Source organism: Pseudomonas sp. RC3H12 (assembly GCF_018596375.1).
GTDB lineage: Bacteria > Pseudomonadota > Gammaproteobacteria > Pseudomonadales > Pseudomonadaceae > Aquipseudomonas.
In genome coordinates this window covers 5,190,317-5,215,080 of sequence record NZ_CP075595.1, presented here as the reverse complement: position 1 = coordinate 5,215,080, position 24,764 = coordinate 5,190,317, and the positions used below count along the sequence as shown (strand labels likewise).

The window sequence follows — 24,764 nt, the reverse complement described above, 5'->3', positions numbered from 1 at the left end:
CTGCCCCTATGCCGCGTCGCGCTGGCCGCCGCTGCGGTAGTTGTCCACAGCCTCGATCAGTGCCTGGAGAATTGCCGAGCTGTCGCCAATCACCGACAGGTCGGCCCGTTTGATCATGTCGCAGCCTGGGTCCATATTGATCGCCACCACCTTGTCGCAGGCGCCGATGCCCTGCAGGTGCTGGATGGCGCCGGAGATACCCACAGCCACGTATACCCGCGCCGTGACCCAGGTGCCGGTGGCGCCGACCTGGCGGTTACGCGGCATGAAGCCGTCGTCCACCGCCACCCGCGACGCGCCTTCGGTAGCGCCCAACGCGGCAGTGGCCTGGTGATACAGGTCCCAGTCCTTGACGCCGTTGCCACCGGAGACGATGAACTCGGCCTCGGCCATGGCGATGGCGGCCGGGTCCACGGCCACCGAGCCAAGGTCTTCGATGCGCGACAGGCTGCGCGCCACGCCTGTGGACAACTCCACCGGCAGGGCTTCATGGCGAGTTTCACTCACAGGTTCGGCGCATTCGGCGGCGGCCAGGATCAGTCGCGGCACCTCACGCTGGATATCCTGCTGGCCCGCGCCGGCACGGCCGATGCACTGGCCATCCTTGACCTGCCACACCCTTGTTGCCGGGCGCTCACCCAGGGCTGCGGCGAAACGTCGGCCCAGCTCGCCACCACCGCTGCGGCTGTCGGGCAGCAGCCAGTGGCGTGGGGCGAACTGGTTATCCACAGCCCGCAAGCCCTGGACCAGTTGTTCCGGTGCATAACCCTCGAAGGCCTCACCCTCGATGACCAGCAGGCGGTCCACACCGGCTGTGGAAAAGTTGCTTTCCTTGTGCTCGCCGAACACCACGGCCAGCACTGCACCGTCGCTACCGGCCAGGCTGTGGGCCAGGCCGAGCAGGTCGCGGTCGTGGCTGCCGAGGCGACCACCGACCATATCCGGTACCACGGCGATATAGAACGCAGGCGCAGCCACGCTGTGCAGCGGCAACTGCACTTCGGCAGCTGCCGTGCGCCGGCCGCCGACGCCGGTGCCCTGCTGGGCGCCGCTGCGGTCGATGCGCTTGAGGCCGTTGGGGCCGATGAAGCCGGCAGCAATCGCATGGGGGTTCTTGCGCATCAGCCCATTGGGGCCCATCCAGCTGGTTTGTTGCGTCTGCATGGCCGCATGCAGCGGGTGCAGGCGGTTACGGGCGATCCACTCGGCGCGTGGGTCGCGGCGGATGATGTCGCTCATCAGTGCACCTCCGCAGGTTCACGTTTGGCCGCTGGCGACTTTGCGCTGGCGGGGGCCTCACCTTCGATCAGTACATCGGCGACCAGCTCGGCCAGGTCCTTGATCTGTGGGCGCGGTTCGACCACGCCTTCGAGCATCGCCGTGCACTGCGGGCAGCCCACGGCCACCAGCTCCGCTTCGGTTTCGCGGATATCGTCCATGCGCATGTCGGGGATACGCTGCTTGCCGGGGATATCGGTGATCGGCGCACCGCCGCCTCCGCCACAGCAGCGGGAACGGAAGCCCGAGCGCTGCATCTCGCGTACCTCGATACCGAGGGCCTTGAGCACGTCGCGCGGGGCTTGGTACTCGCCGTTGTAGCGGCCCAGGTAGCAGGGATCGTGATAGGTCACGCTGCCGCCCTTGTGCTGGCCGAGGTTGAGCTTGCCAGCGGCGATCAGTTCGGCGATGTAGGTGCTGTGGTGCTGCACCTGGTATTCGCCGCCAAGGGCGCCGTATTCGTTCTTCAGCACATGGAAGCTGTGCGGGTCGCAGGTGACGATGCGCTGGAACTGGTACTTGGCCAGGGTCTGGATATTGCGCTTGGCCAGCTGCTGGAACGTTGCCTCGTCGCCCAGGCGGCGCGCCACGTCACCGCTGTCTCGCTCTTCCAGGCCGAGCACGGCGAAGTCGACGCCGGATGCTTTGAGCACTTTGACGAAGGCGCGCAGGGTGCGCTGGTTGCGCATGTCGAAGGCGCCATCGCCCACCCAGAACAGCACCTCGGTGGTTTTCACCTCTGAGAGCAGCTGCAGGTTGAGGTCGGCCGCCCAGTTCATCCGCCCGCCGGGGGCGAAGCCGCCGGGGTTGTCGGTGGCGATCAGGTTGTCCAGCACCTCGGCGCCCTTGTTCGGCGTGGCGCCCTTTTCCAGGGTCAGGTGGCGGCGCATGTCGACGATGGCATCGACGTGCTCGATCATCATCGGGCATTCCTCGACGCAGGCGCGGCAAGTCGTGCACGACCACAGCGTCTCGGCATCCACCAGGCCGTTGACGATCGGCTGGTGCGGGTGGCCGCCATGCTCGCCGATCGGCTTGCCCGGGTACGGGCTGCCGGCGAACCGCGCGTCGGTGCCACCGGCCAGGCCGATGACCATGTCCTGGATCAGTTTCTTCGGGTTCAGCGGCTGGCCAGCGGCGAACGCCGGGCACATGGCCTCGCATTTGCCGCACTGCACGCAGGCGTCGAAACCGAGCAGCTGGTTCCAGGTGAAATCCACCGGTTTTTCCACGCCCAGCGGCGCATTCGGGTCTTCCAGATCCAGCGGCTTGAGGCCCGTGGAGCGGCCACCGCCAAAGCGTTCGGCGCGGCGGTGCCAGGCCAGGTGCAGGGCACCGGCGAAGGCGTGCTTCATCGGCCCGCCCCAAGTCATGCCGAAGAACAGTTCGGACACGCCCCACAGCACGCCGATACCCAGCAGTGCGACCAGTACCCAGCCGCCCGTGCCTTCAGGCAGGATCCCCGCCACCGGCAAGGTGGCAATGAAGAAGCTCGCCGCGAACATCAGCAGGCTCTTGGGCAGGCGCATCCACGGGCCCTTGGACAGCCGGGAGGGCGGGTTCAGCCGGCGTTTGAAGACAAACAGGGCGCCACTGAACATGATCACCGTGGCCACCAGCAAGGCGTAACCGAGGATCTTGCTGTGCAGGCCAAAGCCATGCACCAGGATCGCCAGCACGGCCGAGAGCACGAAGCCGCCAGCGGTGGCCACGTGGGTCTTGGACATGTACTTGTCGCGCTCGACCACATGGTGCAGATCCACCAGGTAGCGCCGTGGCATGGCCAGCAGGCCACCAAGCAGGTCAACCTTGCTCGGCCGCCCGCGGCGCCACATGCGCACCCGGCGCAGGGCGCCGAGCACCGCCAAGGCGAGGGCGGTGAACAGCAGGATGGGTAGAAGGGTGTTCAACATGGGAGGCTCCCACAACAGCGGTAAGCGTGCGCCGGTCCCTGTGGGAGAGGTCGGTGGGAGCGGGCTTGCCCCGCGATAGCGTCCGGTCGGCCAATCAGGTTGCACCTGCTGGCGCTATCGCGGGGCAAGCCCGCTCCCACCGTGTTCTCCCTACAGGGACCGCGTTGGTCCTGGGCTCAGAAATCCTTGCACAGCCGCAAGGCGTCATAGATCGCCGCATGCACGTTGCGCTGCGCCACGCAGTCGCCGATGCGGTACAGCAGGTAGCCTTCGCCCGGCTGGCTGAGGATCGGCTGCGGCTTGATGGCGAACAGCGCCTCCACATCGATCTGGCCCTTGTTGCGCGAACCGTCCTTGAGCGCGTAGTACAGCTGCTCATCGGGACGCACACCGTTCTCCACCACCACCTGGTCGACTACCCGTTCTTCCTTGGCGCCGGTGTACTCGTTCTCGAGCACCGCCACCAGCTTGTCGCCTTCGCGGTAGACCTTTTCCAGCATCATGTCGCCGGTCATGATCACTTCTTTCGGATACATGCTGCGGTAGTAGGTCGGGAAGGTGGTGCCGCCCATGGCCACGCCCGGCTTGATGTCGTCGGTGACGATCTCGACCTGGCTGCCCTTGTCGGCGATGAAGTCGGCCACCGACATGCCGGTGAATTCGCAGATGGTGTCGTACACCAGCACGTTCTTGCCCGGCGCGACCTTGCCGTCGAGCACGTCCCAGCTGCTGACCACCAGGCCTTCGGCAGCGCCCCAGTGCTCATTCTGTTCAAGGAACGAGTGCCCGCCCACCGCCAGCACGATCACATCCGGGCGCAGGTCCTGGATGGTCGCCACGTCGGCGGCAGTGCCCAGGCGCAGGTCGACCTTCAGACGTGCCAGCTCCAGCTGGTACCAGCGGGTGATACCGGCAATCTGGTCACGCTGCGGGGCCTTGGCGGCGATGGTGATCTGCCCGCCAATCTGCTCCTTCTTCTCGAACAGGGTCACGTCGTGACCACGTTCGGCTGCCACGCGGGCTGCTTCCATGCCGGCGGGGCCTGCGCCAACCACCACCACCTTGCGCTTGACCCCGGTGGTCTTCTCGATGATGTGCGGCACGCCCAGGTATTCACGGGAGGTGGCGGCGTTCTGGATGCACAGCACATCCAGGCCCTGGTACTGGCGGTCGATGCAGTAGTTGGCACCGACGCACTGCTTGATCTGGTCGATCTGGCCCATCTTGATCTTGGCGATCAGGTGCGGGTCGGCCATGTGCGCGCGGGTCATGCCAACCATGTCCACGTAGCCGCCTTCGAGAATGCGCGTGGCCTGGTTCGGGTCCTTGATGTTCTGCGCGTGCAGCACCGGAACCTTGACCACTTCCTTGATGCCGGCCGCCAGGTGCAGGAACGGCTCCGGCGGGTAGCTCATGTTGGGGATGACGTTGGCCAGGGTGTTGTGGGTGTCACAGCCCGAGCCGACCACGCCGATGAAATCGAGCATGCCGGTGGCGTCGTAGTACGCGGCGATCTGCTTCATGTCCTCGTGGCTGAGGCCATCGGGGTGGAACTCGTCGCCACAGATGCGCATGCCCACGCAGAAATCGTCACCGACTTCCTTGCGCACGGCCTTGAGCACTTCCAGGCCAAACTTCATGCGCCCTTCGAAGGTGCCGCCCCATTCGTCGGTACGCTTGTTGACCCGCGGGCTCCAGAACTGGTCGATCATGTGCTGGTGCACGGCCGACAGCTCGACGCCGTCCAGGCCGCCCTCCTTGGCCCGACGCGCAGCCTGGGCGTAGTTGCCGATCACCCGCCAGATCTCTTCCACCTCGATGGTCTTGCAGGTGGCGCGGTGCACCGGTTCACGAATGCCCGATGGCGACATCAGCGTGGGCCAGTTGAAGCCGTCCCAACGCGAGCGCCGACCCATGTGGGTAATCTGGATCATGATCTTGGCGCCATGCTTGTGCATGGCGTCGGCGAGGTTCTGGAAGTGCGGGATGATGCGGTCGGTGGACAGGTTGACCGAGGCCCACCACTCCTGCGGGCTGTCGATGGCCACCACCGACGAGCCACCGCAGATCGCCAGGCCGATGCCGCCCTTGGCCTTCTCTTCGTAATACTTCACATAGCGGTCGGTGGTCATGCCGCCGTCGGTGGCATACACCTCGGCATGCGCGGTGCTGAGCACGCGGTTGCGGATGGTCAGCTTGCCGATCTGGATCGGCTGGAACATTGCTTCGAAGGCCATGACGCTATCTCCGGCTTACAACGGCTTTGTAACGAACAGGCCATCTTCGTGGCCTTCTTCCGACCCGCCGTAGACCTGCTCGGCCACGGTGCGGATCGAGCTGCCGCGAGCGGCGAGAATCTGGTCCATGGCGCCGGCGAACCAGCCGGTGAACATGTAGTCGACCTTACGGCCGCACTTGCCGTACACGTACACGAACGCCGAGTGCTTGAGCTTGACGCTGCAGGTGCCTTTATCCAGGTCGATATCCTGGATCTCGAACAGGCCCCAGCCACGCTGGCTCAGCCGCTTCATGTAGTGTTCGAACACCGCCACCCCTTCCAGGCCATGGCACTCGGCCTCTTTCTCGCACCAGTGCCAGGCGGACTTGTAGCCGGCCTTGTAGAGGATCTCGGCGTAGGCGTCGGCGCCCAGCACTTCCTCGATGCCCATGTGGTTATTGACGAAGAAATGCCGCGGCACGTACAGCATCGGCAGGGCGTCGCTGGTCCAGACACCGGTCTCGCTGTCGACTTCGATTGGCAATTGCGGGGCGATCTTGGCCATGGAAACTCAACTCCATAAAATTTTTTGTTTGGGTGCCCCGGCGTTGCTGGCAAGGGCTTTCAGGCTTGGAGAGCGGCTTACTCGCCCCAGACGTCTTTCAACACGTTGACCCAGTTTTCGCCCATGATCTTGCGCACCACGCGCTCGGAATGGCCGCGCTTGAGCAGCGTCTCGGTCAGGTTGGGGAACTCGCCGACGGTGCGGATGCCCAGCGGGTTGATGATCTTGCCGAAGTTGGTCAGGCGCCGGGCGTAGCCCTTGTCGTGCGTGAGGTACTCGAAGAAGTCCTGGCCGTGGCCCTGGGTGAAGTCGGTACCGATACCGATGGCGTCTTCACCGACAATGTTCATGGTGTACTCGATGGCCTCGGCGTAGTCGTCGATGGTCGAGTCGATGCCTTTGGCCAGGAACGGCGCGAACATGGTCACGCCGACGAAGCCGCCGTGGTCGGCGATGAACTTCAGCTCTGCGTCGGATTTGTTGCGCGGATGTTCCTTGAGGCCCGAAGGCAGGCAGTGGGAATAGCAGACCGGCTTCTTCGATTCGAGGATGACTTCCTCGGAGGTTTTCGAGCCGACGTGGGACAGGTCGCACATGATGCCGACACGGTTCATCTCGGCGACGATCTCGCGGCCGAAGCCCGACAGCCCGCCGTCGCGCTCGTAACAGCCGGTGCCGACCAGGTTCTGGGTGTTGTAGCACATCTGCACGATGCCCACGCCCAGTTGCTTGAACACGTCGACGTAGGCGATCTGGTCCTCGAACGCGTGGGCGTTCTGGAAGCCGAAGAGGATGCCGGTCTTGCCCAGTTCCTTGGCCTTGCGGATGTCGGCGGTGGTGCGCACCGGCATCACCAGGTCGCTGTTTTCGCGGATCAGCTTCTGGCTGGAAGCGATGTTGTCGACGGTGGCCTTGAAGCCCTCCCACACCGACACCGTGCAGTTGGCCGCGGTCAGCCCGCCCTTGCGCATGTCCTCGAACAGCTCGCGGTTCCATTTGGCAATGATCAGGCCGTCGATGACGATGCTGTCGGCGTGAAGTTCGGCTGGGCTCATCAGGCTGTCCCCTTTTATTGAAGTTTGCAGGCGCCGAACCTTGTGCCGACGCTTTGGGGCCAGCATATGCCTGCGGCCCGAGGCGCCCCGATGCAAAAACGACAGGGGGTTTGCCGAAAGCGTCAATGGCCGACCTGGCACGCTCTAACGCGCCCCTCGGCAATGAGAGCGAGTCTCGACAACGCTGTTTCATGAACATTTTCTCGGGGAGCTATCGCCCGGGCCTGGGCTGAGCGAGAATCCAGCGCATCGTCAGCCTCTTCAGGAGAAACCCGATGAAATCAATGGCATGGCTGGTCTTGCTGGCAGTGGCTTTCGGCGCGCACGCCGCCGAAGAGGAGAGCACCCCCTGCGACAACGTCGAGACCGACCAGCAGGGCTATGCCTGCGCCGCCTACAACAAGCAGACCGCCGAACGCGAGCTGAAGGCGGCCTATGACGACCTCATGCAGCGCATTCGCGACCAGTACGCGGATGAAAGCGACAAGGCCGCGGCGCTGAGCGGCAAGATGGAAGCCGCCGAGAAACTCTGGACGCAGCTGCGTGACGCCGACTGCAAGGTCGAGACCTGGGCCGAGAAACCCGGCAGCAAGGCGTTCGAGGCAGCGTGGGACACCTGCGTGGCGCAACGTAGCGATGAGCGGTCGGAGTACCTGCAGGGCATCGGCCAGCAATGACCTTTGGCCCGCGACGGGCCGCCAAGCGGCCCCCGGGAGTTCCCGCGCCGGGCGCTAGCGCCTGAAGTCAGGCCGCAGCTCCTGGCCATCGATGCTCAGCGTCTTGTAACGCGGCGCCACCAGTTTCACCGCCCCCTCGCGAATACCGTTGGCCAAGCTTTCGAGGTTTTCCATGTTGCCGCTCAGGCTGCCCACCTCGCGCCACTCCCGGTCTTCCCAGGTGAACACGAACAGCTGCGATGCATAGGTGTGCCGGGGGATCATCAGCACTTCGTTGTGCCCGTCGCCATCCAGGTCGACTGCCCACAGGTAGCAGCCCTTGCCACCGCACTGGCTTTGCGCAAGCGTCGCGTCGGCCAATGATTCGCTACTCGATTGCACCGGCCCGAGCCACTCGAACTTCGGGCCATGGTCTTCGGCCACTGTCGGTTGACGCACCTGGGCCATCAGCACCAACAACTGCTGGCGGCGGCCCGCATCGAACAGTTCATCCGTCTGCAGCCGCTGCTCGAGCTGCTCGAAGGCTTCACGCCCCGGCTGGCCGAGGTCGCGATACAAGGTCTCGGCGTCGAACTCGGTGATCGGCGTGTACCCGTTGACCAGGCGCTGGACCTGGTTCCTCGCACTCAATGCCTGCGGATCGAGCAGCGGCGTGTAGAACACCACCACCAGCAGCGCACTGAGCAGGGCGATCCATGGATTGCTCAGGCGCAGGCTGTGCAGCCAGGCCTGGCGCGAAGCCAGCACCGACCAGACCGCCGCCAGGCCGTGCGCCAGCATCACGCCCACCAGCATCGACGCCATGATCCGTGACGGTGTAAGCCCGTATTGGTCGATACGCAGCCAGCTCGCATAGGCTGCCAGGCCCACCAGCACCGGCAGGCACAGCAGGCTGGCCTCCACCAGACGCTTGAGCGGCGCGGGGTAGACGCTACCTTGCCGGCCATCCTGGAACACGCCGTTGACCAGGAACAGGTTGATGCCCGCCAGTACCAGCAGAAGGGTGGTCGAATAGCCGGTGTTCCACACCGGTTGCAGGCCGGAGAATGGCAATGTCAGGGTGAACAGCACGGCGATCAGCGCGCTGAGCGGCAACAGGAAGCGGCACAGCGTCAGCAGGATGCCGCGCAGCAGGCCGATGATCTTCTCGTTTTCCCGGCCCATGCGCATGCCCAGCGAAAATACCACCGGCAGCACCAGCCAGAGAAACACCGGTGACTCCACCGCGTCCTTGACCTGCGGAATACCCAGCATGCTGAACAGCAGCGCGCACAACCACAGCAGTTGCCAGAACAGGCCAGTCAGCAGCTGTGCCAGGAACACGATGAACACGTTGTTCCAGGCATGCCGGAACAGGTCTTCGTAGCGCAGGCGCAGCCCTTCGCCGGTCGGCCAGGCGAGAATGAACGCGGTACCGATATAGGCCAGCACGACGGCGGCCAGGCACCAGGTCTGCTGCAGCCAGCCCATACGCCCGGTATCGAGGAGCCAGGCACTGATCCCGCTGAGCAGCACGGTCAGGCCCAGTACCAACCAGCCGGTGCCACGCTGCAGCACCGCGCTGCCAAGCAGTTGCAGGTTCACGCCCGCTACCGCCACCGCGACGCACAGGGCTACCGACAGGCTGAAACCCAGCAGCTGACCCTCCCCCTTCACGGTGGTGAGCCACACCACGCCCTGAATCAGGCCGATGACGACGTAGAACAATAAGGAGCGACTTGGCGCTGGCATTGCAAATCCTTTTGGCCAGAGGAGTAGAAGGCGCGCAAGTCTACCGAAACCGGCCCCCTCCACACCAAGGCCTTTACCTTGCGGGCTGGCGGCAGCCAATTATCACAACGCCATTCCCTCACGAGCGCGGCGGTGTAGAATCGGGCTATTCATCGCCAGACACCCCCGGCGGGTTTATGAGCTCTGGTCGAGCCTGCGGCGATCCCGCGCGGTCCTTCGACCCCCATCCGTGCCTGTGGCAACCGGCCTTCGGCGTATTAGGACAAGAGAAGCTCACTCCCTGTTTGGGTTTGCGGAAAAGCACTTTTCTCGCAAAGCCAGTGACCTGATTAAGCCGCCAGGAGCGCTCCATGCCTGATTATCGTTCCAAGACCTCCACCCATGGCCGCAACATGGCCGGCGCCCGTGCCCTGTGGCGCGCCACCGGGATGAAGGATGAAGACTTCAAGAAACCGATCATCGCCATCGCCAACTCGTTCACCCAGTTCGTCCCGGGGCACGTGCACCTGAAGGACCTGGGCCAGCTGGTTGCCCGCGAGATCGAACGCGCCGGTGGCGTGGCCAAGGAATTCAACACCATCGCCGTCGATGACGGCATCGCCATGGGCCACGACGGCATGCTGTACTCGCTGCCCAGCCGCGAGATCATCGCCGACGCCGTCGAATACATGGTCAACGCCCACTGTGCCGACGCCATCGTCTGCATCTCCAACTGCGACAAGATCACCCCCGGCATGCTGATGGCGGCCTTGCGCCTGAACATCCCGGTGATCTTCGTCTCCGGCGGCCCGATGGAAGCCGGCAAGACCAAACTGGCCAGCCACGGCCTGGACCTGGTCGACGCCATGGTCATCGCCGCCGACTCCTCGGCCAGCGACGAGAAAGTTGCCGAGTACGAGCGCAGCGCCTGCCCGACCTGTGGTTCGTGCTCCGGCATGTTCACCGCCAACTCGATGAACTGCCTGACCGAGGCCCTGGGCCTGGCCCTGCCGGGCAACGGCTCCACGCTGGCGACCCACTCTGACCGCGAGCAGCTGTTCCTTACCGCGGGCCGCACCATCGTCGAGCTGTGCAAACGCTACTACGGCGAGGGCGATGCGTCCGTGCTGCCGCGCAGCATCGCCAACTTCAAGGCGTTCGAGAACGCCATGATGCTCGACATCGCCATGGGCGGCTCGACCAACACCATCCTGCACCTGCTGGCCGCGGCCCAGGAAGGCGAGGTGGACTTCGACCTGCGCGACATCGATCGCCTGTCGCGCAAGGTGCCGCAGCTGTGCAAGGTGGCGCCGAACATCCAGAAGTACCACATGGAAGACGTGCATCGCGCCGGCGGCATCTTCAGCATTCTCGGCTCGCTGGCCCGTGGCGGCCTGCTGCACACCGACCTGCCGACCGTGCACAGCGCCAGCATGGAGGAAGCCATCGCCAAGTGGGACATCACCCAGACCGATGACGAAGCGGTGCACACCTTCTTCAAGGCAGGCCCGGCCGGTATCCCCACGCAAACCGCCTTCAGCCAGTCGACCCGCTGGGAAACCCTGGACGACGACCGCGAAAACGGCTGCATCCGCAGCTTCGAACACGCCTACTCGCAAGAGGGCGGCCTGGCCGTGCTATACGGCAACATTGCCCTGGACGGCTGCGTGGTGAAGACCGCCGGCGTGGATGAGTCGATCCACGTGTTCGAGGGCAACGCGAAGATCTTCGAGAGCCAGGACAGCGCGGTACGCGGCATCCTCGCCGACGAGGTGAAGGCCGGCGATATCGTCATCATCCGCTACGAAGGCCCGAAAGGCGGCCCGGGCATGCAGGAGATGCTCTACCCGACCTCGTACCTGAAGTCCAAGGGCCTGGGCAAGGCGTGCGCGCTGCTCACCGACGGCCGCTTCTCCGGCGGCACCTCGGGCCTGTCCATCGGCCATGCCTCGCCGGAAGCTGCCGCAGGCGGCGCCATTGGCCTGGTGCGCGATGGCGACAAGGTGCTGATCGACATCCCCAACCGGTCGATCAACCTGCTGGTCAGCGATGAAGAGCTGGCCGCGCGTCGTGTCGAGCAGGACAAGAAAGGCTGGAAGCCGGCGGAAGTGCGCCCACGTAAAGTGACCACTGCGCTGAAGGCCTATGCCCTGCTGGCCACCAGCGCCGACAAGGGCGCGGTGCGCAACAAGGCAATGCTCGAAGGGCTGTGAGGCTCTGAAGGCAATAAGAACCGGCGCCTAGGGCGCCGGTTTTTTTATGCCTGAGGAGGCCTCATCGCCGGCAAGCCGGCTCCCACAATGTAATCGCAGACCTTGGCATTGTACCTGTGGGAGCTGGCTTGCCAGCGATTGGGCCGAAACAGGTTATGCGTATTTCACTGAATCTGCTCCGGCGTCACGATCACCCAGTTCTTGTCCGCCGTCACCGGCAAGCCTTCCTTGGCCTGGGCCGCTGCATTCTTCGCGATCATGCCATTGATCTGATCCATGTACTTGGCCTTGCGGTTTATCCACAGGTGAATGCCGCCTTTGTTCACATCGACGCCGTGGAACTGCATGTAGCCGTCGCTCGTCGGAGTGTCGCCCCCCACCAGCACCGGCTTCTTCCACTCATCGATGTAAGTCAGGATCGCCGCCTGCTTGCCCGCCATCCAGGTAGCCGGCGTCCACAGGTACGGGGTCAGTTCCAGGCCTTCATTGGCCTTGGGATCGTACTGCCCGGCGCTGATCTGCTTGCGCGCCGTGGTCAGCTGGCCACTGGCGCGGTCCTTGAGCAGCAGGCTCACGCCGATCACGTTCTGCGGCTTGACGTTGTAGCCGTACCTGGGATCCGAGGCGACCATGCGTACCAGCTCTTCGGACGCCGCCGAGATCACATAGACCTCGATGCCGTTCTCCATCAGCTTGTTGTACAGCTCGGCCTGGCCCGTGAACACCTTCGGCGGCTGCACCTCGATACTCTTGACCTGGTCGCCCTCGAAGTAGGTGCTGGGGATCGGCTTGCCCGAGGCCATCAGCTCGTCGACCTGCTGCTTCAGTTCCTTGAGAGTGAAGCCAGAGAACACCTGGGCCACCCAGGGGTAGCAGACCATGTCGTCGAGTTCGCACAGGCGGTAGTAGTAACTGAACAGGCTTTCCTTATGCTCCGCTGTGTCCTTGAATGGGATCAGCTTGAGTGAGGGGTCAAGCGTGTCTCGGCTCAGCAGGCCCTTGTTCTCCATGAACGGCAGCAGTGCCTCTTCGAGGTCGAAGCGGTAGCTGGTGTTGTCCATGTCGAACACCGCGTAGTTACCCTTGTTGGCGTTGGCCTTGATCATTGCGTCGAGCTTTTGCGCGGCTTCGGCCGGCCAGTGCTTGAGCTCGGTGGCCGCCCAGCTGCTGGCGCTCAGCAACAGGGCAAGGCCGCCGGCAAGGATTCTCGGAGCTGACATCATGTGCGGTTCTCCCAAAGACGTGGCCGCTCAACCCTAGACCTGATTCATGACAGACAGGCATGCGCCACCGACCTCGAAGCAACCGCAAACGCCATGTGTATTGCCAAAAACGACCAGGCGTTATTCCATAAACGACTATGTAAATTCCTTTTAGGTATAAATTCGTTTGTTTTCAGGCTGTTAGCATTTCCGTTCGTAATCGCTCACAGAGGCGATGCCTCTTTTGCCTTTTTCCGGAGCTTCAATGAACCTGCCGCTGTCACTCAACCTGCTGGCGTTCCTGGCCCTGCTGCTGGGCCTCGCGCAAACCCGCCGCACCGACTGGAGCCTGGCCAAGAAGGTGCTGCTGGGCCTGGCCCTCGGCGTCGGCTTCGGCCTGGTGCTGCACACGATCTACGGTGCCGGGCACCCGGTGCTCAAGGCCACCATCGGCTGGCTCGACCTGGTCGGCAATGGCTACGTCGGTTTGCTGCAGATGATCGTCATGCCGCTGATCTTCGCCTCGATCCTCAGCGCCGTGGCGCGCCTGCACAACGCCTCGGCGCTGGGCCGCATCAGCGTGCTGAGCATCGGCACCCTGTTGCTGACCACCGCGATCGCCGCGCTGATCGGTATCGCCCTGACCAACCTGTTTGGCCTGAGCGCCGAAGGGCTGGTGGCTGGTGCCCAGGAAAGCGCCCGCCTGCAGGCCATCCACAGCGACTACGCGGGCAAGGTCGCCGACCTCAACATCCCGCAACTGCTGCTGTCGTTCATCCCCAGCAACCCGGTGGGCGATCTGGCCCGGGCCAAGCCGACCTCGATCATCAGCGTGGTGATCTTCGCCGTGTTCCTGGGCCTCGCCGCTTTGCAACTGATCAAGGACGACAAGGACAAGGGCGAGCGCGCCCTGTCGGCCATCGACGTGTTGCAGGCCTGGGTCATGCGCCTGGTGCGCCTGGTGATGAAGCTCACCCCCTACGGCGTGTTGGCCTTGATGACCAAGGTAGTGGCCAGCTCCAATCTCGAGGACATCCTCAAGCTGGGCAGCTTCGTCGTGGTGTCGTACATTGGCCTGGGCCTGATGTTCGTGGTCCATGGGGTGATCCTGGCGCTGACCGGTGTCAGCCCGCTGCGCTTCTTCCGTAAAGTCTGGCCGGTGCTGACCTTCGCCTTCACCAGCCGCTCCAGCGCCGCCAGCATCCCGCTGAACATCGAGGCGCAGACCCTGCGCCTGGGCGTACCGCAGTCGATCGCCAGCTTCAGCGCATCGTTTGGCGCCACCATTGGCCAAAACGGCTGCGCCGGCCTGTACCCGGCGATGCTGGCGGTAATGGTCGCCCCGGCGGTGGGCATCGATACCTTCGACCCGCTGTGGATCGCCACCCTGGTGGCCATCGTCACCCTCAGCTCGGCAGGCGTTGCCGGCGTCGGCGGCGGCGCGACCTTCGCCGCGCTGATCGTGCTGCCGGCCATGGGCCTGCCGGTGGAACTGGTGGCGCTGCTGATCTCGGTGGAACCGCTGATCGACATGGGCCGCACGGCGTTGAACGTGAATGGTTCGATGACGGCGGGCGTGGTTACCAGCCAGTTGCTCAAGCAGACCGACCAGCAGGTGCTGGCAGGGGATGAGCATGCACAACTGAGTCACTCCTGAAAGATTATCGGGGGCGCTTTGCGCCCCCGGCGATCCAGGCTCAGTACGTCGCGCGCAACTTGAGCGTCAGGTTGCGCGGCTCGCCATAGAAGTTCGAGCCCCAGGCACTGTCCACACGCTCGTAATACACACGGTCGAACAGGTTGTTGGCCGTGAGTGTCGCCGACAGGTGCTTGTTGAAGCGATAGCCCACCTGCGCCGTAGCGACGCTGTAGCCACCCTGCACGAAGTCCACGCTGTTGCGCGTGTAGTAGGTGGAGCTGACCACCCGCACGCCGCCTCCGACACTGAACCCTTCCAGCGGCCCATCGGCGAACGCATAGCGCGTCCACACATTGAAGTTGTGCTTGGGCGTGATGCTGATGCCCTGGTAGTCGGCCTGACGCCCTGATTCCAGACGGGTGAAGGCGTAGCCGGTGCTGACGCTCCAGTTGTCGGTCAGGTTGCCGGACAGCTCGGTTTCCCAACCCTGGCTGCGCACCTTGGCCTGGGCCTCGTAGAACGGCGTCTGGTCGATTTGCTGGGCGCGGTTCTCGTCGTAGATGCGGAACACCGCCACGCTGCCGTTCAGGCGGCCGTCGAAGAACTCCCGCTTCAGGCCCAACTCATACTGTTTGCCCTCGCGCGGCGCCACCGTGCTGTCGCCGCCGGCCATCTGCGTCTGCGGCTTGTACACCGTGGTGTAGCTGGCATAGGCCGACAGTTCGGGGGTGAGCTTGGCGACCAGCGCACCGTAGGGGATCACCTTGCGGCGAACACTGGTGTGCGGGTCGGAGAATTCGTTGAAGAACGGGTTGGCATTGTGGCCATCGCTGTCGAACCAGATCACCCGGCTACCGAGGATCACGTCCAGCCAGTCGTTGGCGCTGACCTTGGTGCGGGCATACAGTCCGTACTGGTTCGACTTGGACGAGTTGCCGTTGTCCATGGCGTAGTCGATCTTGGGGATGTCGATGCTGCCCGGGTCAAACACGTTGATGTCGAACCACTCCCGGCCACCGTAGCGAAAGTCCTTGTCCACATGCTGGTAGTCGGCGCCCACGGTGAGCTCATGGGTACGCCCGAACGCCTCGAACGGCCGCGTCACGAAGCTGTCCAGACCCAGAGTCTTGATGTGGGTGTAGTAGTTGTAGGCCACCGCGGAACTGGCACCGGTCACCGGGTCCACGGCGCCGTCGGTCCAGGTGAAGTTGCGCGTGGGTGCCTCGGCGTCGCGATAGGTCAGCGAGGTCTTGAACTGGCCACCATCGTCCAGCTCATGGTCGACCTCGAAGAAGCTTTCCCAGACGCGCTCGTCCAGCTCGTTCCACTTCGCGTCGACGAAGGTCGAGCGCTTGACGTCGAGCAGCTTGCCGCTGTCGTAGGCCGGCAGACCGAACGCGGGCACCGACTTGTTGCGCTGGTAGGCGCCGCCCAGGGTCAGGGTGGTGGCCGGCGACAGGTCGTACTCCAGGCGCCCGTACATCATCGGGCGCTCGTTCTGGGCGTAGTCGACAAAGGCCTGGTTGTTCTCGTAGGCGGTGACGAAACGCCCGCGCAGGCTGCCATCGCTGTTCAGCGGCCCGGTGACGTCAACTGTGGAGTGGTAACGGTCATAGGTACCCGCCGACAGCTCACCAGACAGGGCAAACTTGCCCAAGGCGCGCTTGCGCACCAGGTTGATGGTGCCGCCGGGTTCGCCCGCGCCCTGGTACAGGCCGGATGGCCCGCGCAGCACTTCGACACGGTCATACATGGCCAGGTCGAACGCCGTGGCCATGTCGCCTTGCCCGGTGGGCTGGGTGACGCCATCGACCTGCACCAGGTCGACCGGGAAGCCGCGCATGTAAACGTCATTGAGGTTGGAGCCGGTGTTGTAGCTCTTGATCGTGGTACCGGTCACCTGCCGCATGGCGTCCTGCAGGCTGTTCATGTTCTGGTCGTCCAGGCGCTGGCGGGTCATTACCGACACCGACTGCGGGATGTCCTTGAGCTTCTGCTCGCCCTTGCCAAGGGTCAGCGACCCAGTGGTGTAGGAGCCGGTGCCTTCGGTGGTGGTGCCCAGCTGACTGCTGTCGATCTTCACCGCGCCCAGTTGCATCGCGTCGTCGCCCCCGGCGCGCTGGCGCTCCAGGGTGACGCTGTCGTTATCGATGTAGGCGGCATTCAGGCCAGTGCCCTGGAGCAGGCGGGCCAGTGCCTGGTCCTGTGGATAACTGCCACTCAGGCCCGGCGAGCGCAGGCCCTGGGTGAACTCCCCAGGTACCAGCACCTGGATCCGGGTAACCGCACTGAAGGCCGCCAGGGCCGAGTCCAGCGACTGCGCCGGTATGTCGAAACGGTAGACCTGAGCCTGCGTGGCGGCCTGGGCCTGCAAGGGTCCGGCCAGCGCGGCGCTGCCAAGCGCGATGGCCAGGCCGAGCACGGCCCGAGTGGCGGTGGTTTTCATCAGTGGGGCTCCCCGAAAGCGTCAAAGTGATCGACTGGCGCGGCACTGTCTGAGAGTGCTTATTATTTGCGCCTACGAGATCAAGGACGTCGGTGCGACGGGAATCCCCGAAAATATTTTCAATCAGCCTTCGCGCAGGATGCGCAGGTACGGTGTGTACTGGTCGGCACGCACGCCCAGGGTATGGGTCAAAGCCTTGAGCACGGCGTCCGGCTTGTCGATGTCGAACACGCCGGAGACCTTGCGCTGGCGCAGGCCGTCGCCCAGCACCAGGGTCTGTCCGGGCCAGTAGCGATTGAGTTCGGTCACCACCTCACCCAGCGGCTGCTGGCTGAATACCAGTTGCCGCTCGCGCCAGGCGAAGGCGCGGGCGGGCTCGAAGCCATGCACCGCACCCGGCCCGCCTGCCGCGTACTCCACGGCTTGCCCGGGCTCGAGGAACAACCCCTGGCCGGCGCCGGCGCGAACTTCGACCTTGCCCTGGGCCAGTTGCACACGGGTCTGCCCGCCCGTCTCGGCCACGCTGAAACGCGTACCGACTACCCGCACCCAGCCCTCACCGGCACGCACCACGAAAGGCCGGGCCATATCGCGGGTCACCTCGAACCAGGCCTCGCCGCGCAACAGCCGGACACGCCGCTCGGTGGCCCCCAGCTCGACCTGTAAGGCGCTGTCGGTGTTGAGCTGGATGCGCGAGCCATCCTCCAGCTGCAGGCTGCGCGTCTCGCCCGTGGCGGTGGCGTAATCGGCGCGCCAGCGGTCGAGCCAGGGCGTCTGGACGAGCAGCACACCCAGCAGCACCGCCGCCGCGGCAACACTTGCCACCTTGGGCCAGATCCGGCGTCGGGGGGAGTGCCAAGCCGCCTGCTGGTCTTCCCGCAGGCGCCTGGCCGGGCCCTGCAAAGCCCCCAACAGGTCGAGCACTTCCTCCCAGGCCTTGGCATGCGTCGCCCCCTGCGCGCGCCACACGGCGAACGCCTGGCGTTCGTCCAGGGTGACGTCATCGGCGTGCAGACGGTAATACCAGGCTGTGGCTTCGGCGAACAGGCGCTCGCTGTCGGACAGGTCGCTCATGGGATCGGTCGCACTCTCGGGATGACGGCTCATGGACGTTGCCCTCTCGCGTCACCGGCCAGCCGCGCCTGGATGAAGGCGCGGCAGTCGAGCAATGCCCGGCGCAGCTGGTACTCGACACTGCGGGGCGTGACGTTCATGCGCTCGGCGATCTCACGGTAGGTGCAACCGTCGACATGATAGAGCAGGAAGATGTGCCGGGTCGCCTCGGGCAGGGCCTGGATCGCCGCCTGCATCAGCGCCTGCTCCTGCTGCGCGGCCAACTGGTCGTCGGCGCCGGGGGCTTCGCTGGCCAGTTCGTCGCTGGGCTCGCCGCCATCCAGCCGCTCGCGGCGAATGGCCTGGCGCTGGTGATCGCGCACCAGGTTGCTGGCAATCGTGAAAAGGAAGGCCGGCAGGTTGTCGATCTGCTTGTCGGCAGGCAGCCGCGCCAGGCGCAGGAAGGACTCCTGGGTCAGGTCGGCGGCCACTTGGCTATTGCCGGTGCGCCGTGCGACGAACGCCTCCAGGGCCTTCTTGTGCTCGGTGAACAACCGGGCGATCTGCTTGTTCCACGAAGACACGGCACATCCTGGCTCTGGGTCTCAAGAGGAGCGAACGCTAGCAGAAGATGATATTTGTTCGCAATTGCAGTTATCGCGTATCAGCGGCCCCGAACACACTCAAGCCTTGTCCCAGACTTCGAAGTGATAGGCCGGCTTGTCCGCTTCGGACTGCGCCTCGCTCGACGTCAACTGCCACTGCCCGTGGTCGAACTCCGGGAACCAGGCATCACCCTGCGGCGACAGCGCCACCCGGGTCAGGTACATCCGGCTCACCAGCCCTTTCTCCAACGCCTGCCCATACAGCTGCGCACCGCCGATCAGCATCAATTCCCCGACGCCCTGCTCCCGCGCCCACTGCTCGGCGCGCACCAGCGCCGCCTCCAGCGACGCGAACACCTCGGCGCCGGCCAGTTGCAGCCCCGGCTGGCGGCTGACGACGATGTTCAGCCGCCCCGGCAATGGCCGGCCCAGCGAATCCCAGGTCTTGCGCCCCATGATGATCGGCTTGCCCAGGGTGGTGGCCTTGAAGTACTTGAAATCCCCCGGCAGGTGCCAGGGCATGGAGTTGTCGATGCCGATCACACGGTTCTCGGCGAGCGCCGCGATCAGGCTGAGGGGGAGTGATGTATTCATGCCGGCGAGGATAGCATCGGGCGCGTGGGTTATGCTTGCGGCCAGACCTGTGCAATGGAAGAGCTTGTGACTGCACCCACTCCACTCGACAAGCGCTGGCTCACCGAAGCGGTACGCCTGCGCGAGGAACACGCCGGGCCCCTGGAAGACCAGGAAGCCAACCGCCGCGCCCGCCAGCAGGGCGGCGACCTGGCCACGCGCATCGAGGCCCGCGCCTTGTGGCTGGCCGAGCGTGACGGCATGGACACGGCGCTGCGCCACTGGAAGCAGGGCGCGCGCCTGGCGTTGCTGGCGCTGATGCTCCTGGCCGTGCTCAGCGGTGCCGGCCTGGGGCTGGCGGCCCTGGGCGACGGCCTGCGGCCGGTGAACGTATTCTGGGCCCTGGGCAGCCTGCTCGGGCTGAATCTCGTGCTGCTGCTTGGCTGGGCCGTGGGTTTCTTCTTCGCCGGTGAGCATGGCGCGGCGCTGGGCCGCCTGTGGCTGTGGCTAAGCGAGCGTTTTGCCCGTGACGCCAAGGCCGCGCAATTGGCTCCCGCGCTGCTGGTGCTGTTGCAGCGCCAGCGCCTGAACCGCTGGCTGCTCGGCCTGCTGGTGCATGGCCTGTGGTCGCTGGCAATGCTCGCGGCGCTGGGCATGCTCCTGGCGCTGCTGGCGACGCGACGCTACGGCTTCGTCTGGGAAACCACGCTGCTTGCCGCCGAACCTTTCATCACGCTGACCCAGGCCCTTGGCGCCCTGCCCTCGCTGCTCGGTTTCGCCGTCCCCGACGAGGCGATGATTCGCGCCAGCGGCGACACCCTGCCTGCACTCGATCTGGCGCGCCAGGCCTGGGCCAGCTGGCTGCTCGGCGTGGTGCTGGTCTATGGCCTGCTGCCCCGCATGCTGCTGGCCGCGCTGTGCCTGTGGCGCTGGCGCCAGGGCCGCGAGCGCCTGGCGCTGGACCTCAATCTGCCAGGCTACGCGCAACTGCGCGAAGCCCTGATGCCGCGCAGCGAACGCCTCGGCGTGCAGGATGCAGCCCCCGACACCCTGCCCCGCTTCGAGGCCAGCCAACTGGAACGCGACGGTGGCGGTGCCCTGCTGGTCGGCCTGGAGCTGGACGACCAGCGCCCCTGGCCACCCGCACTGCCTCGTTCGGTCACCCATGCGGGCGTGCTCGACAGCCGCGAGTCGCGCAACAAACTGCTCGAGCAACTCAGCCGTTTCCCCCCGGCGCGCCTGGCCATTGCCTGCGATCCTCGCCGCTCACCCGACCGTGGCAGCCTGGCCTTGCTCGCTGAGCTGGCGCGCAACGCCGGCGCCACGCGTATCTGGCTGCTGCAGGCGCAGCCCGGCCAGGCACTGGACGCCGCACGCCTGGGCGATTGGCACGAGGCCCTCGACCGCCTGGGCCTGCCCCATGCCGACACCTCGCCCCTGACCTGGCTGGAGCATGGCCATGACTGAGCCGCTGAAACTGGCCGTGGTCGGCCACACCAACGTCGGCAAGACCTCGCTGCTGCGCACCCTCACCCGCGACGTCGGCTTCGGCGAGGTCTCGCACCGCCCCAGCACCACCCGCCATGTCGAAGGCGCCCGCCTGTCGGTGGACGGCGAACCGTTGCTCGAGCTCTACGACACCCCCGGCCTGGAGGACGCCATTGCCCTGCTCGACTACCTGGAGCGCCTCGAACGCCCGGGCGAGCGCCTGGACGGCCCCGCTCGCCTTGAGCGTTTCCTCCAGGGCAGCGAGGCGCGCCAGCGTTTCGAGCAGGAAGCCAAGGTGCTGCGCCAGCTGCTGGCGAGCCATGCCGGTCTGTATGTGATCGACGCCCGCGAACCGGTGCTGGCCAAGTACCGCGACGAGCTTGAGGTGCTGGCCAGCTGCGGCAAACCGCTGTTGCCGGTGCTCAACTTCGTTGCCAGCAACCAGCACCGCGAGCCCGAATGGCGCGAGGCCTTGGCGCGCCTGGGCCTGCATGCGCTGGTGCGTTTCGACAGCGTGGCCCCGCCCGAGGATGGCGAGCGCCGCCTCTACGAAAGCCTGGCGCTGCTGCTGGAAGAGGCCCGCCCTGCCCTGCAACGGCTGATCGATGACCAGCAGGCCCAGCGCGAAGCCCGTCGCCACAGCGGCAAGCGTTTGGTCGCCGAGCTGCTGCTCGACTGCGCTGCCTGCCGGCGCAGCGTAGAGGCCGAGCCCGCCGCCGAGGCGCAGGCCATCGAAGCGCTACGCCAGGCGGTGCGTCAGCGCGAGCAACGCTGTGTCGAGGCGCTGCTCAAGCTGTATGCGTTCCGTCGCGAGGACGCCAATGCCGGCGACTTGCCGCTGCTCGATGGGCGCTGGGGCGACGACCTGTTCAATCCGGAGACCCTGAAGCTGCTCGGTGTGCGCCTGGGCAGCGGCGTGGCGGCGGGCGCGGCGGCAGGTGCCGGCGTCGACCTGCTGGTTGGCGGCCTGACCCTGGGCGCCGCCGCGCTTGCCGGGGCCATTGCTGGCGGCGCGCTGCAGACCGCGCGCAACTATGGCTCGCGCCTGATGGGCAAGCTCAAGGGCCAGCGCGAGCTGACGGTGGATGACGCCGTGCTGCGCCTGCTGGCGCTGCGTCAGCAACAGTTGATACTGGCCCTGGAGGCACGCGGGCACGCGGCGCAGGACAGCATCCGCCTCGCGGCGCCGGAGGACAAAGGCTGGCGCGAAGGCAAGCTGCCCGAGGCCTTGCGCAAGGCGCGGGCGCATCCACAGTGGTCGACGCTCAATCCCGGGGCACGGGTCAACCAGGCCGAGCGGCAGGAGCAACTGGAAGCCCTGGTGGCGGAACTGTAGCTCCGTGCGCGGCGCCAACCCGCGATGATGGCTAGGGCTTTGCCTTGCGCCTTTGCTCCCGGTACTGCGCCAGGAGAACGCGCATTTCTCTGTACCTGTTGCTATTGATCAACAGCAACGCTACCAGCGCTGCCAGCAGGCAGCTCGCGTAGATGAACATGTTGGGACGATATCCATAGGCCGGCAACGCGATCACCATGCTGGCCAGGCACATCCCGGCCACGAGCCAGGCCCCCCACGTCCGCCCTCGAACCACAGCGCCATGGCCCAACATGAAGACTGCCAACGTCAGGAGCAGACTCGAAGCAAAGGCGCCATCCTTCAGGCAGTTCCGGCAATACGTGCTCCACACCAGCGCAAATGTCCAGGACACGGCAATGATCGACGAGAAGTAGGCGCCGATGAATACGCCGAAGTAACGCTTCAGAAAAGGCTTGAGCGTCATTGCGCTAGCGCCGCACCTTGCGCAGCTCCACCAACCGCCGCCGCATCTCTCGATGCCGCTGGCTGTTGAATACCAGCAGCGCGAGCAATGGCAGCGCCAGCAGGATTGCCAGCAACACGGCATTCACTCCACTACCGAGCAGGCTCAACGCCATCAGCAAGGCCACAGTCGGTACAGGGAGCACCACCCATACTGCCCATGTGAAGCCTCGGACCATCGCGAAATGCCCGGAACACAGCAGCAAGACCAGCACCGCGCTGGACATCATGGTGAACAAGGGGTTATCCGGGTGATTGCGCCAGTGACTGTCGATCCACAGAGTCGCTGACAACGCCGCCGACAGGAGGCAAATGAAAAACCCCAGCAAGAACGTCGGGAAGTAACGGCGCATGAAAGTCTGGAATTGCGCAGGCTTCATCATCACTCGATCTCTTCGTATAGCCCTACGGCTATGCTCTGCACCGTGGCACTCCCGGCCAACCCGAAGGTGGCGCCGAGCGAGTCGCGCATCAGGGTCTGCGTGGCGTGGCTTATCTCGGTCGGGGTGTAGCGCTTGGTCATGGTCCCTGCCGCCTGCTGCAACTTGATCTGCCTGGCCGTCAGGCTCGGGTGCTTGATCGACAGCAGCTCGTCGGTCAGCGCCTTGCGCTGCTGGCGGCTGAGGCTCTTGGACAACTCCAGCCAGCTGCGACCCGTGGCGGCCTTGTGTACTTGCAGGTACTTCAACGTGCTCAGGCCCGACGCGCCGACACCCAGCAACGAGACGCCATCGAGCACCATCGAGGCGGCCTGGTACCACTGGTTCTCATCGAGGGCATCGTTAGCCGCTGGGTTGGTCACTTCACGCACCGTGCGCATTACACCGATGCCGCACTGGATGCTGCTGGCGGTGGCGGCGGCGCCACCGACATAGGTCAGTACCAGGCTGGTACCACCGGAAAAGGGCGCGGCAATGGTGCCACTGAACACCACGAACCAGCCGATCACAGCGCCCGCACAGGAAAGGGTCGTGTTGACCGCCTCCTTGACCACCCGCGACTCGCGCGGATTGTGCTGCAACTGCTGGGTGTACTGGTCAGGTGTCTGGTACTTCTTGATCTCGCGCAGGATCACGCGCTTGGGGCGGATGCTGCAGATCGGCTGAAACTCACGCAGGGTGACAATGTTGTATTCGGCGTCGATGTAAACCACACCGGCACCGACGATACGCGGGTCGGCGTCGATGGCGGCGAACATCTGCGGCAGGTTGATCCGCGCCTGGATACGCTGACGGGCAAGAAACTGGGAGTTGTTGGCCAGGGAATTGACCAGAAGATCTGTCACGAATAGGTTTCCTTGCACAAAGCCTGGCCAAGTCGCATGACCTGCAGGCGTGGGCTTGCCCCGCGCCTACAGGTCATGCAAGCAGCCTCAACGGATCACACGTTCGGGCACGGCACCGGCGCCCAATCACCCATGTCCGGGTTGCGGCACATGGCGTTGACCTGGTCGGCGCCCGCCTTGGCCACCTGCTGGGCCTCGGCTTTCTTGCCGTTGGCGTTCTGCAGGGTCTTCTCGGTGGCCACCGCTTCCTGTGGCACCTTGGTGTTGGTCTTGGCCGGCTGGACCTTCTTCACATCCTTCTTCTTGCCGGTGGTCGCCACCTTCGGCGGCTCGGCCACGGCGACCACTTCGGTGCGCTGCACGCCCACCTGCTTGAGGTCCTGCTCGTAGGCCTGGGTGTAGTTGTTCAGGTTCTCACCCAAACGCCCGTTCACGGTGGTCAGCAGGTTGTTCGACTCCTGCAGGCCGGCGACGATCTCGGCCAGGCGCTTGCGGCCCTCGGTGTCGTTGATGCGGCCAGCCTTGCGGTTCTGGATCAGGCTGGCGAACTCGCGCTGGTAGCAGCTCTGCGACGACTTGGCGTAGGCCGTGGTGCGGTCCATGTCGGCCGCGCTCTTGTCGATGTCGGTGGCGTACGAGGCGATGCGCTGCTTGTCGTCGCTGATCTGTTTCTGGCGCTCGGTGTAGTAACCGGCCGCGCCGCCAACCAACGCGCCGCCAGCGGCACCGATGGCGGCATTGCGGCCGCGGTTTTCCTTGTCGACCAGGGCACCGGTGAGGGCACCGCCGACCGCGCCGAGCAGCGCGCCGGTGGCGACCGAGCGGGTCATGTCACCGTCGGTGGAGCGCAAGTGCTGCACCGGCTCGTAGCAGTTGGGGTAGTACTCGACCTTGGTCGTGGCGCCAACCTTGGACGCCGGCGAGCTGGCGCAACCGCTCAACAGCACGGTGCTGAAACCGGCTGCCAGCAGCAGTGCGGTACGGGCCTGGGATGCGGTGATCAGGGGTTTGCGGGTGAACATGGT

The 24,764-nt window shown here is 65.1% G+C and carries 20 protein-coding genes; 5 read left to right on the top strand and 15 right to left on the bottom strand.

What is annotated here, in order from left to right; genetic code table 11:
• Positions 1–6 precede the first annotated feature (6 nt).
• The 5 genes from etfA to KHO27_RS23720 all read right to left on the bottom strand — a co-directional run bounded on the left by etfA (position 7) and on the right by KHO27_RS23720 (position 7,029).
• Positions 7–1,239: an electron transfer flavoprotein subunit alpha gene (gene etfA, locus KHO27_RS23740; protein ID WP_110700276.1), complete on the bottom strand. Its 1,233-nt coding sequence runs from the start codon at positions 1,237–1,239 to the stop codon at positions 7–9.
• On the bottom strand, positions 1,239–3,191 hold the full coding sequence (gene dgcB, locus KHO27_RS23735) for a dimethylglycine demethylation protein DgcB (protein WP_214500871.1): 1,953 nt from the start codon (positions 3,189–3,191) through the stop codon (positions 1,239–1,241). The genes etfA and dgcB overlap by 1 nt, the downstream gene beginning before the upstream one ends.
• Before the next feature lie 176 nt (positions 3,192–3,367).
• Positions 3,368–5,428 (bottom strand): dimethylglycine demethylation protein DgcA, encoded by a 2,061-nt coding sequence (dgcA, locus tag KHO27_RS23730; protein WP_038707195.1) that lies wholly within the window; start codon positions 5,426–5,428, stop codon positions 3,368–3,370.
• A 15-nt stretch (positions 5,429–5,443) separates the two neighbouring features.
• Positions 5,444–5,974 (bottom strand): DUF5943 domain-containing protein, encoded by a 531-nt coding sequence (locus KHO27_RS23725; RefSeq protein WP_012316656.1) that lies wholly within the window; start codon positions 5,972–5,974, stop codon positions 5,444–5,446.
• A gap of 77 nt (positions 5,975–6,051) precedes the next feature.
• Positions 6,052–7,029, bottom strand: a complete 978-nt coding sequence (locus tag KHO27_RS23720) for a dipeptidase (protein WP_011536164.1) — start codon at positions 7,027–7,029, stop codon at positions 6,052–6,054.
• Between the two features lie 275 nt (positions 7,030–7,304).
• Between KHO27_RS23720 and KHO27_RS23715 the strand changes: the two genes are divergently transcribed.
• Positions 7,305–7,706, top strand: coding sequence for a lysozyme inhibitor LprI family protein (locus tag KHO27_RS23715; RefSeq protein ID WP_046857459.1), 402 nt, complete (start codon positions 7,305–7,307; stop codon positions 7,704–7,706).
• A gap of 54 nt (positions 7,707–7,760) precedes the next feature.
• Here the strand turns inward: KHO27_RS23715 and KHO27_RS23710 are convergent, their stop codons facing one another.
• Positions 7,761–9,437 carry a DUF4153 domain-containing protein gene (locus KHO27_RS23710; RefSeq protein WP_110700272.1) on the bottom strand — a complete coding sequence of 559 codons (1,677 nt, stop codon included), beginning with the start codon at positions 9,435–9,437 and terminating at the stop codon, positions 7,761–7,763.
• Positions 9,438–9,787: 350 nt separating this feature from the next.
• Between KHO27_RS23710 and ilvD the strand changes: the two genes are divergently transcribed.
• Positions 9,788–11,629, top strand: coding sequence for a dihydroxy-acid dehydratase (gene ilvD, locus KHO27_RS23705; RefSeq protein ID WP_110700270.1), 1,842 nt, complete (start codon positions 9,788–9,790; stop codon positions 11,627–11,629).
• Positions 11,630–11,793: 164 nt separating this feature from the next.
• Here ilvD and KHO27_RS23700 read toward each other — a convergent pair whose 3' ends face one another.
• Positions 11,794–12,849: an HAD family hydrolase gene (locus tag KHO27_RS23700; RefSeq protein ID WP_214502016.1), complete on the bottom strand. Its 1,056-nt coding sequence runs from the start codon at positions 12,847–12,849 to the stop codon at positions 11,794–11,796.
• Between the two features lie 247 nt (positions 12,850–13,096).
• On the opposite strand from KHO27_RS23700, the gene KHO27_RS23695 reads away from it, so the two are divergent.
• On the top strand, positions 13,097–14,488 hold the full coding sequence (locus KHO27_RS23695; protein ID WP_214500870.1) for an L-cystine transporter: 1,392 nt from the start codon (positions 13,097–13,099) through the stop codon (positions 14,486–14,488).
• Positions 14,489–14,528: 40 nt separating this feature from the next.
• On the opposite strand, the gene KHO27_RS23690 is transcribed toward KHO27_RS23695, so the two are convergent.
• The 4 genes from KHO27_RS23690 to KHO27_RS23675 all read right to left on the bottom strand — a co-directional run bounded on the left by KHO27_RS23690 (position 14,529) and on the right by KHO27_RS23675 (position 19,168).
• Positions 14,529–16,919 (bottom strand): TonB-dependent siderophore receptor, encoded by a 2,391-nt coding sequence (locus KHO27_RS23690; protein ID WP_502937656.1) that lies wholly within the window; start codon positions 16,917–16,919, stop codon positions 14,529–14,531.
• Positions 16,920–17,039: 120 nt separating this feature from the next.
• Positions 17,040–18,023, bottom strand: coding sequence for a FecR family protein (locus KHO27_RS23685; protein WP_250888391.1), 984 nt, complete (start codon positions 18,021–18,023; stop codon positions 17,040–17,042).
• On the bottom strand, positions 18,020–18,553 hold the full coding sequence (locus KHO27_RS23680) for an RNA polymerase sigma factor (protein ID WP_110700260.1): 534 nt from the start codon (positions 18,551–18,553) through the stop codon (positions 18,020–18,022). Before KHO27_RS23680 ends, KHO27_RS23685 begins: the two co-directional genes overlap by 4 nt.
• A gap of 99 nt (positions 18,554–18,652) precedes the next feature.
• On the bottom strand, positions 18,653–19,168 hold the full coding sequence (locus KHO27_RS23675) for a dihydrofolate reductase (RefSeq protein WP_214500868.1): 516 nt from the start codon (positions 19,166–19,168) through the stop codon (positions 18,653–18,655).
• 54 nt (positions 19,169–19,222) lie between these two features.
• Between KHO27_RS23675 and KHO27_RS23670 the strand changes: the two genes are divergently transcribed.
• Both KHO27_RS23670 and KHO27_RS23665 read left to right on the top strand, forming a co-directional pair.
• Positions 19,223–20,614: a DUF2868 domain-containing protein gene (locus KHO27_RS23670; RefSeq protein WP_214500867.1), complete on the top strand. Its 1,392-nt coding sequence runs from the start codon at positions 19,223–19,225 to the stop codon at positions 20,612–20,614.
• A complete protein-coding gene (locus tag KHO27_RS23665; RefSeq protein WP_110700254.1) occupies positions 20,607–21,971 on the top strand; it encodes a GTPase/DUF3482 domain-containing protein in 1,365 nt (454 codons plus the stop codon). The genes KHO27_RS23670 and KHO27_RS23665 overlap by 8 nt, the downstream gene beginning before the upstream one ends.
• A 31-nt stretch (positions 21,972–22,002) precedes the next feature.
• On the opposite strand, the gene KHO27_RS23660 is transcribed toward KHO27_RS23665, so the two are convergent.
• From KHO27_RS23660 to tagQ, 4 genes are all read right to left on the bottom strand, one after another.
• Positions 22,003–22,416, bottom strand: a complete 414-nt coding sequence (locus tag KHO27_RS23660) for a hypothetical protein (RefSeq protein ID WP_110700253.1) — start codon at positions 22,414–22,416, stop codon at positions 22,003–22,005.
• A gap of 4 nt (positions 22,417–22,420) precedes the next feature.
• Positions 22,421–22,837, bottom strand: coding sequence for a hypothetical protein (locus tag KHO27_RS23655; protein ID WP_110700251.1), 417 nt, complete (start codon positions 22,835–22,837; stop codon positions 22,421–22,423).
• Complete coding sequence (gene ssp4, locus KHO27_RS23650; RefSeq protein ID WP_046857471.1) at positions 22,837–23,739, bottom strand: Ssp4 family T6SS effector; 903 nt, start codon at positions 23,737–23,739, stop codon at positions 22,837–22,839. The genes KHO27_RS23655 and ssp4 overlap by 1 nt, the downstream gene beginning before the upstream one ends.
• Positions 23,740–23,834: 95 nt before the next feature.
• The gene (gene tagQ / locus KHO27_RS23645; RefSeq protein ID WP_102681842.1) at positions 23,835–24,761 is read right to left on the bottom strand and encodes a type VI secretion system-associated lipoprotein TagQ; all 927 of its coding nucleotides are present in this window, start codon (positions 24,759–24,761) and stop codon (positions 23,835–23,837) included.
• Between the last annotated feature and the right edge of the window lie 3 nt (positions 24,762–24,764).

What these genes read in the sequence shown, in the direction of transcription:
- etfA (WP_110700276.1), bottom strand. Translation starts at nt 1,239, where the DNA reads ATGAGCGACATCATCCGCCGCGACCCACGCGCCGAGTGGATCGCCCGT.
- dgcB (WP_214500871.1), bottom strand. Translation starts at nt 3,191, where the DNA reads ATGTTGAACACCCTTCTACCCATCCTGCTGTTCACCGCCCTCGCCTTG.
- dgcA (WP_038707195.1), bottom strand. Translation starts at nt 5,428, where the DNA reads ATGGCCTTCGAAGCAATGTTCCAGCCGATCCAGATCGGCAAGCTGACC.
- KHO27_RS23725 (WP_012316656.1), bottom strand. Translation starts at nt 5,974, where the DNA reads ATGGCCAAGATCGCCCCGCAATTGCCAATCGAAGTCGACAGCGAGACC.
- KHO27_RS23720 (WP_011536164.1), bottom strand. Translation starts at nt 7,029, where the DNA reads ATGAGCCCAGCCGAACTTCACGCCGACAGCATCGTCATCGACGGCCTG.
- KHO27_RS23715 (WP_046857459.1), top strand. Translation starts at nt 7,305, where the DNA reads ATGAAATCAATGGCATGGCTGGTCTTGCTGGCAGTGGCTTTCGGCGCG.
- KHO27_RS23710 (WP_110700272.1), bottom strand. Translation starts at nt 9,437, where the DNA reads ATGCCAGCGCCAAGTCGCTCCTTATTGTTCTACGTCGTCATCGGCCTG.
- ilvD (WP_110700270.1), top strand. Translation starts at nt 9,788, where the DNA reads ATGCCTGATTATCGTTCCAAGACCTCCACCCATGGCCGCAACATGGCC.
- KHO27_RS23700 (WP_214502016.1), bottom strand. Translation starts at nt 12,849, where the DNA reads ATGTCAGCTCCGAGAATCCTTGCCGGCGGCCTTGCCCTGTTGCTGAGC.
- KHO27_RS23695 (WP_214500870.1), top strand. Translation starts at nt 13,097, where the DNA reads ATGAACCTGCCGCTGTCACTCAACCTGCTGGCGTTCCTGGCCCTGCTG.
- KHO27_RS23685 (WP_250888391.1), bottom strand. Translation starts at nt 18,023, where the DNA reads ATGAGCCGTCATCCCGAGAGTGCGACCGATCCCATGAGCGACCTGTCC.
- KHO27_RS23675 (WP_214500868.1), bottom strand. Translation starts at nt 19,168, where the DNA reads ATGAATACATCACTCCCCCTCAGCCTGATCGCGGCGCTCGCCGAGAAC.
- KHO27_RS23670 (WP_214500867.1), top strand. Translation starts at nt 19,223, where the DNA reads ATGGAAGAGCTTGTGACTGCACCCACTCCACTCGACAAGCGCTGGCTC.
- KHO27_RS23665 (WP_110700254.1), top strand. Translation starts at nt 20,607, where the DNA reads ATGACTGAGCCGCTGAAACTGGCCGTGGTCGGCCACACCAACGTCGGC.
- KHO27_RS23660 (WP_110700253.1), bottom strand. Translation starts at nt 22,416, where the DNA reads ATGACGCTCAAGCCTTTTCTGAAGCGTTACTTCGGCGTATTCATCGGC.
- KHO27_RS23655 (WP_110700251.1), bottom strand. Translation starts at nt 22,837, where the DNA reads ATGATGAAGCCTGCGCAATTCCAGACTTTCATGCGCCGTTACTTCCCG.
- tagQ (WP_102681842.1), bottom strand. Translation starts at nt 24,761, where the DNA reads ATGTTCACCCGCAAACCCCTGATCACCGCATCCCAGGCCCGTACCGCA.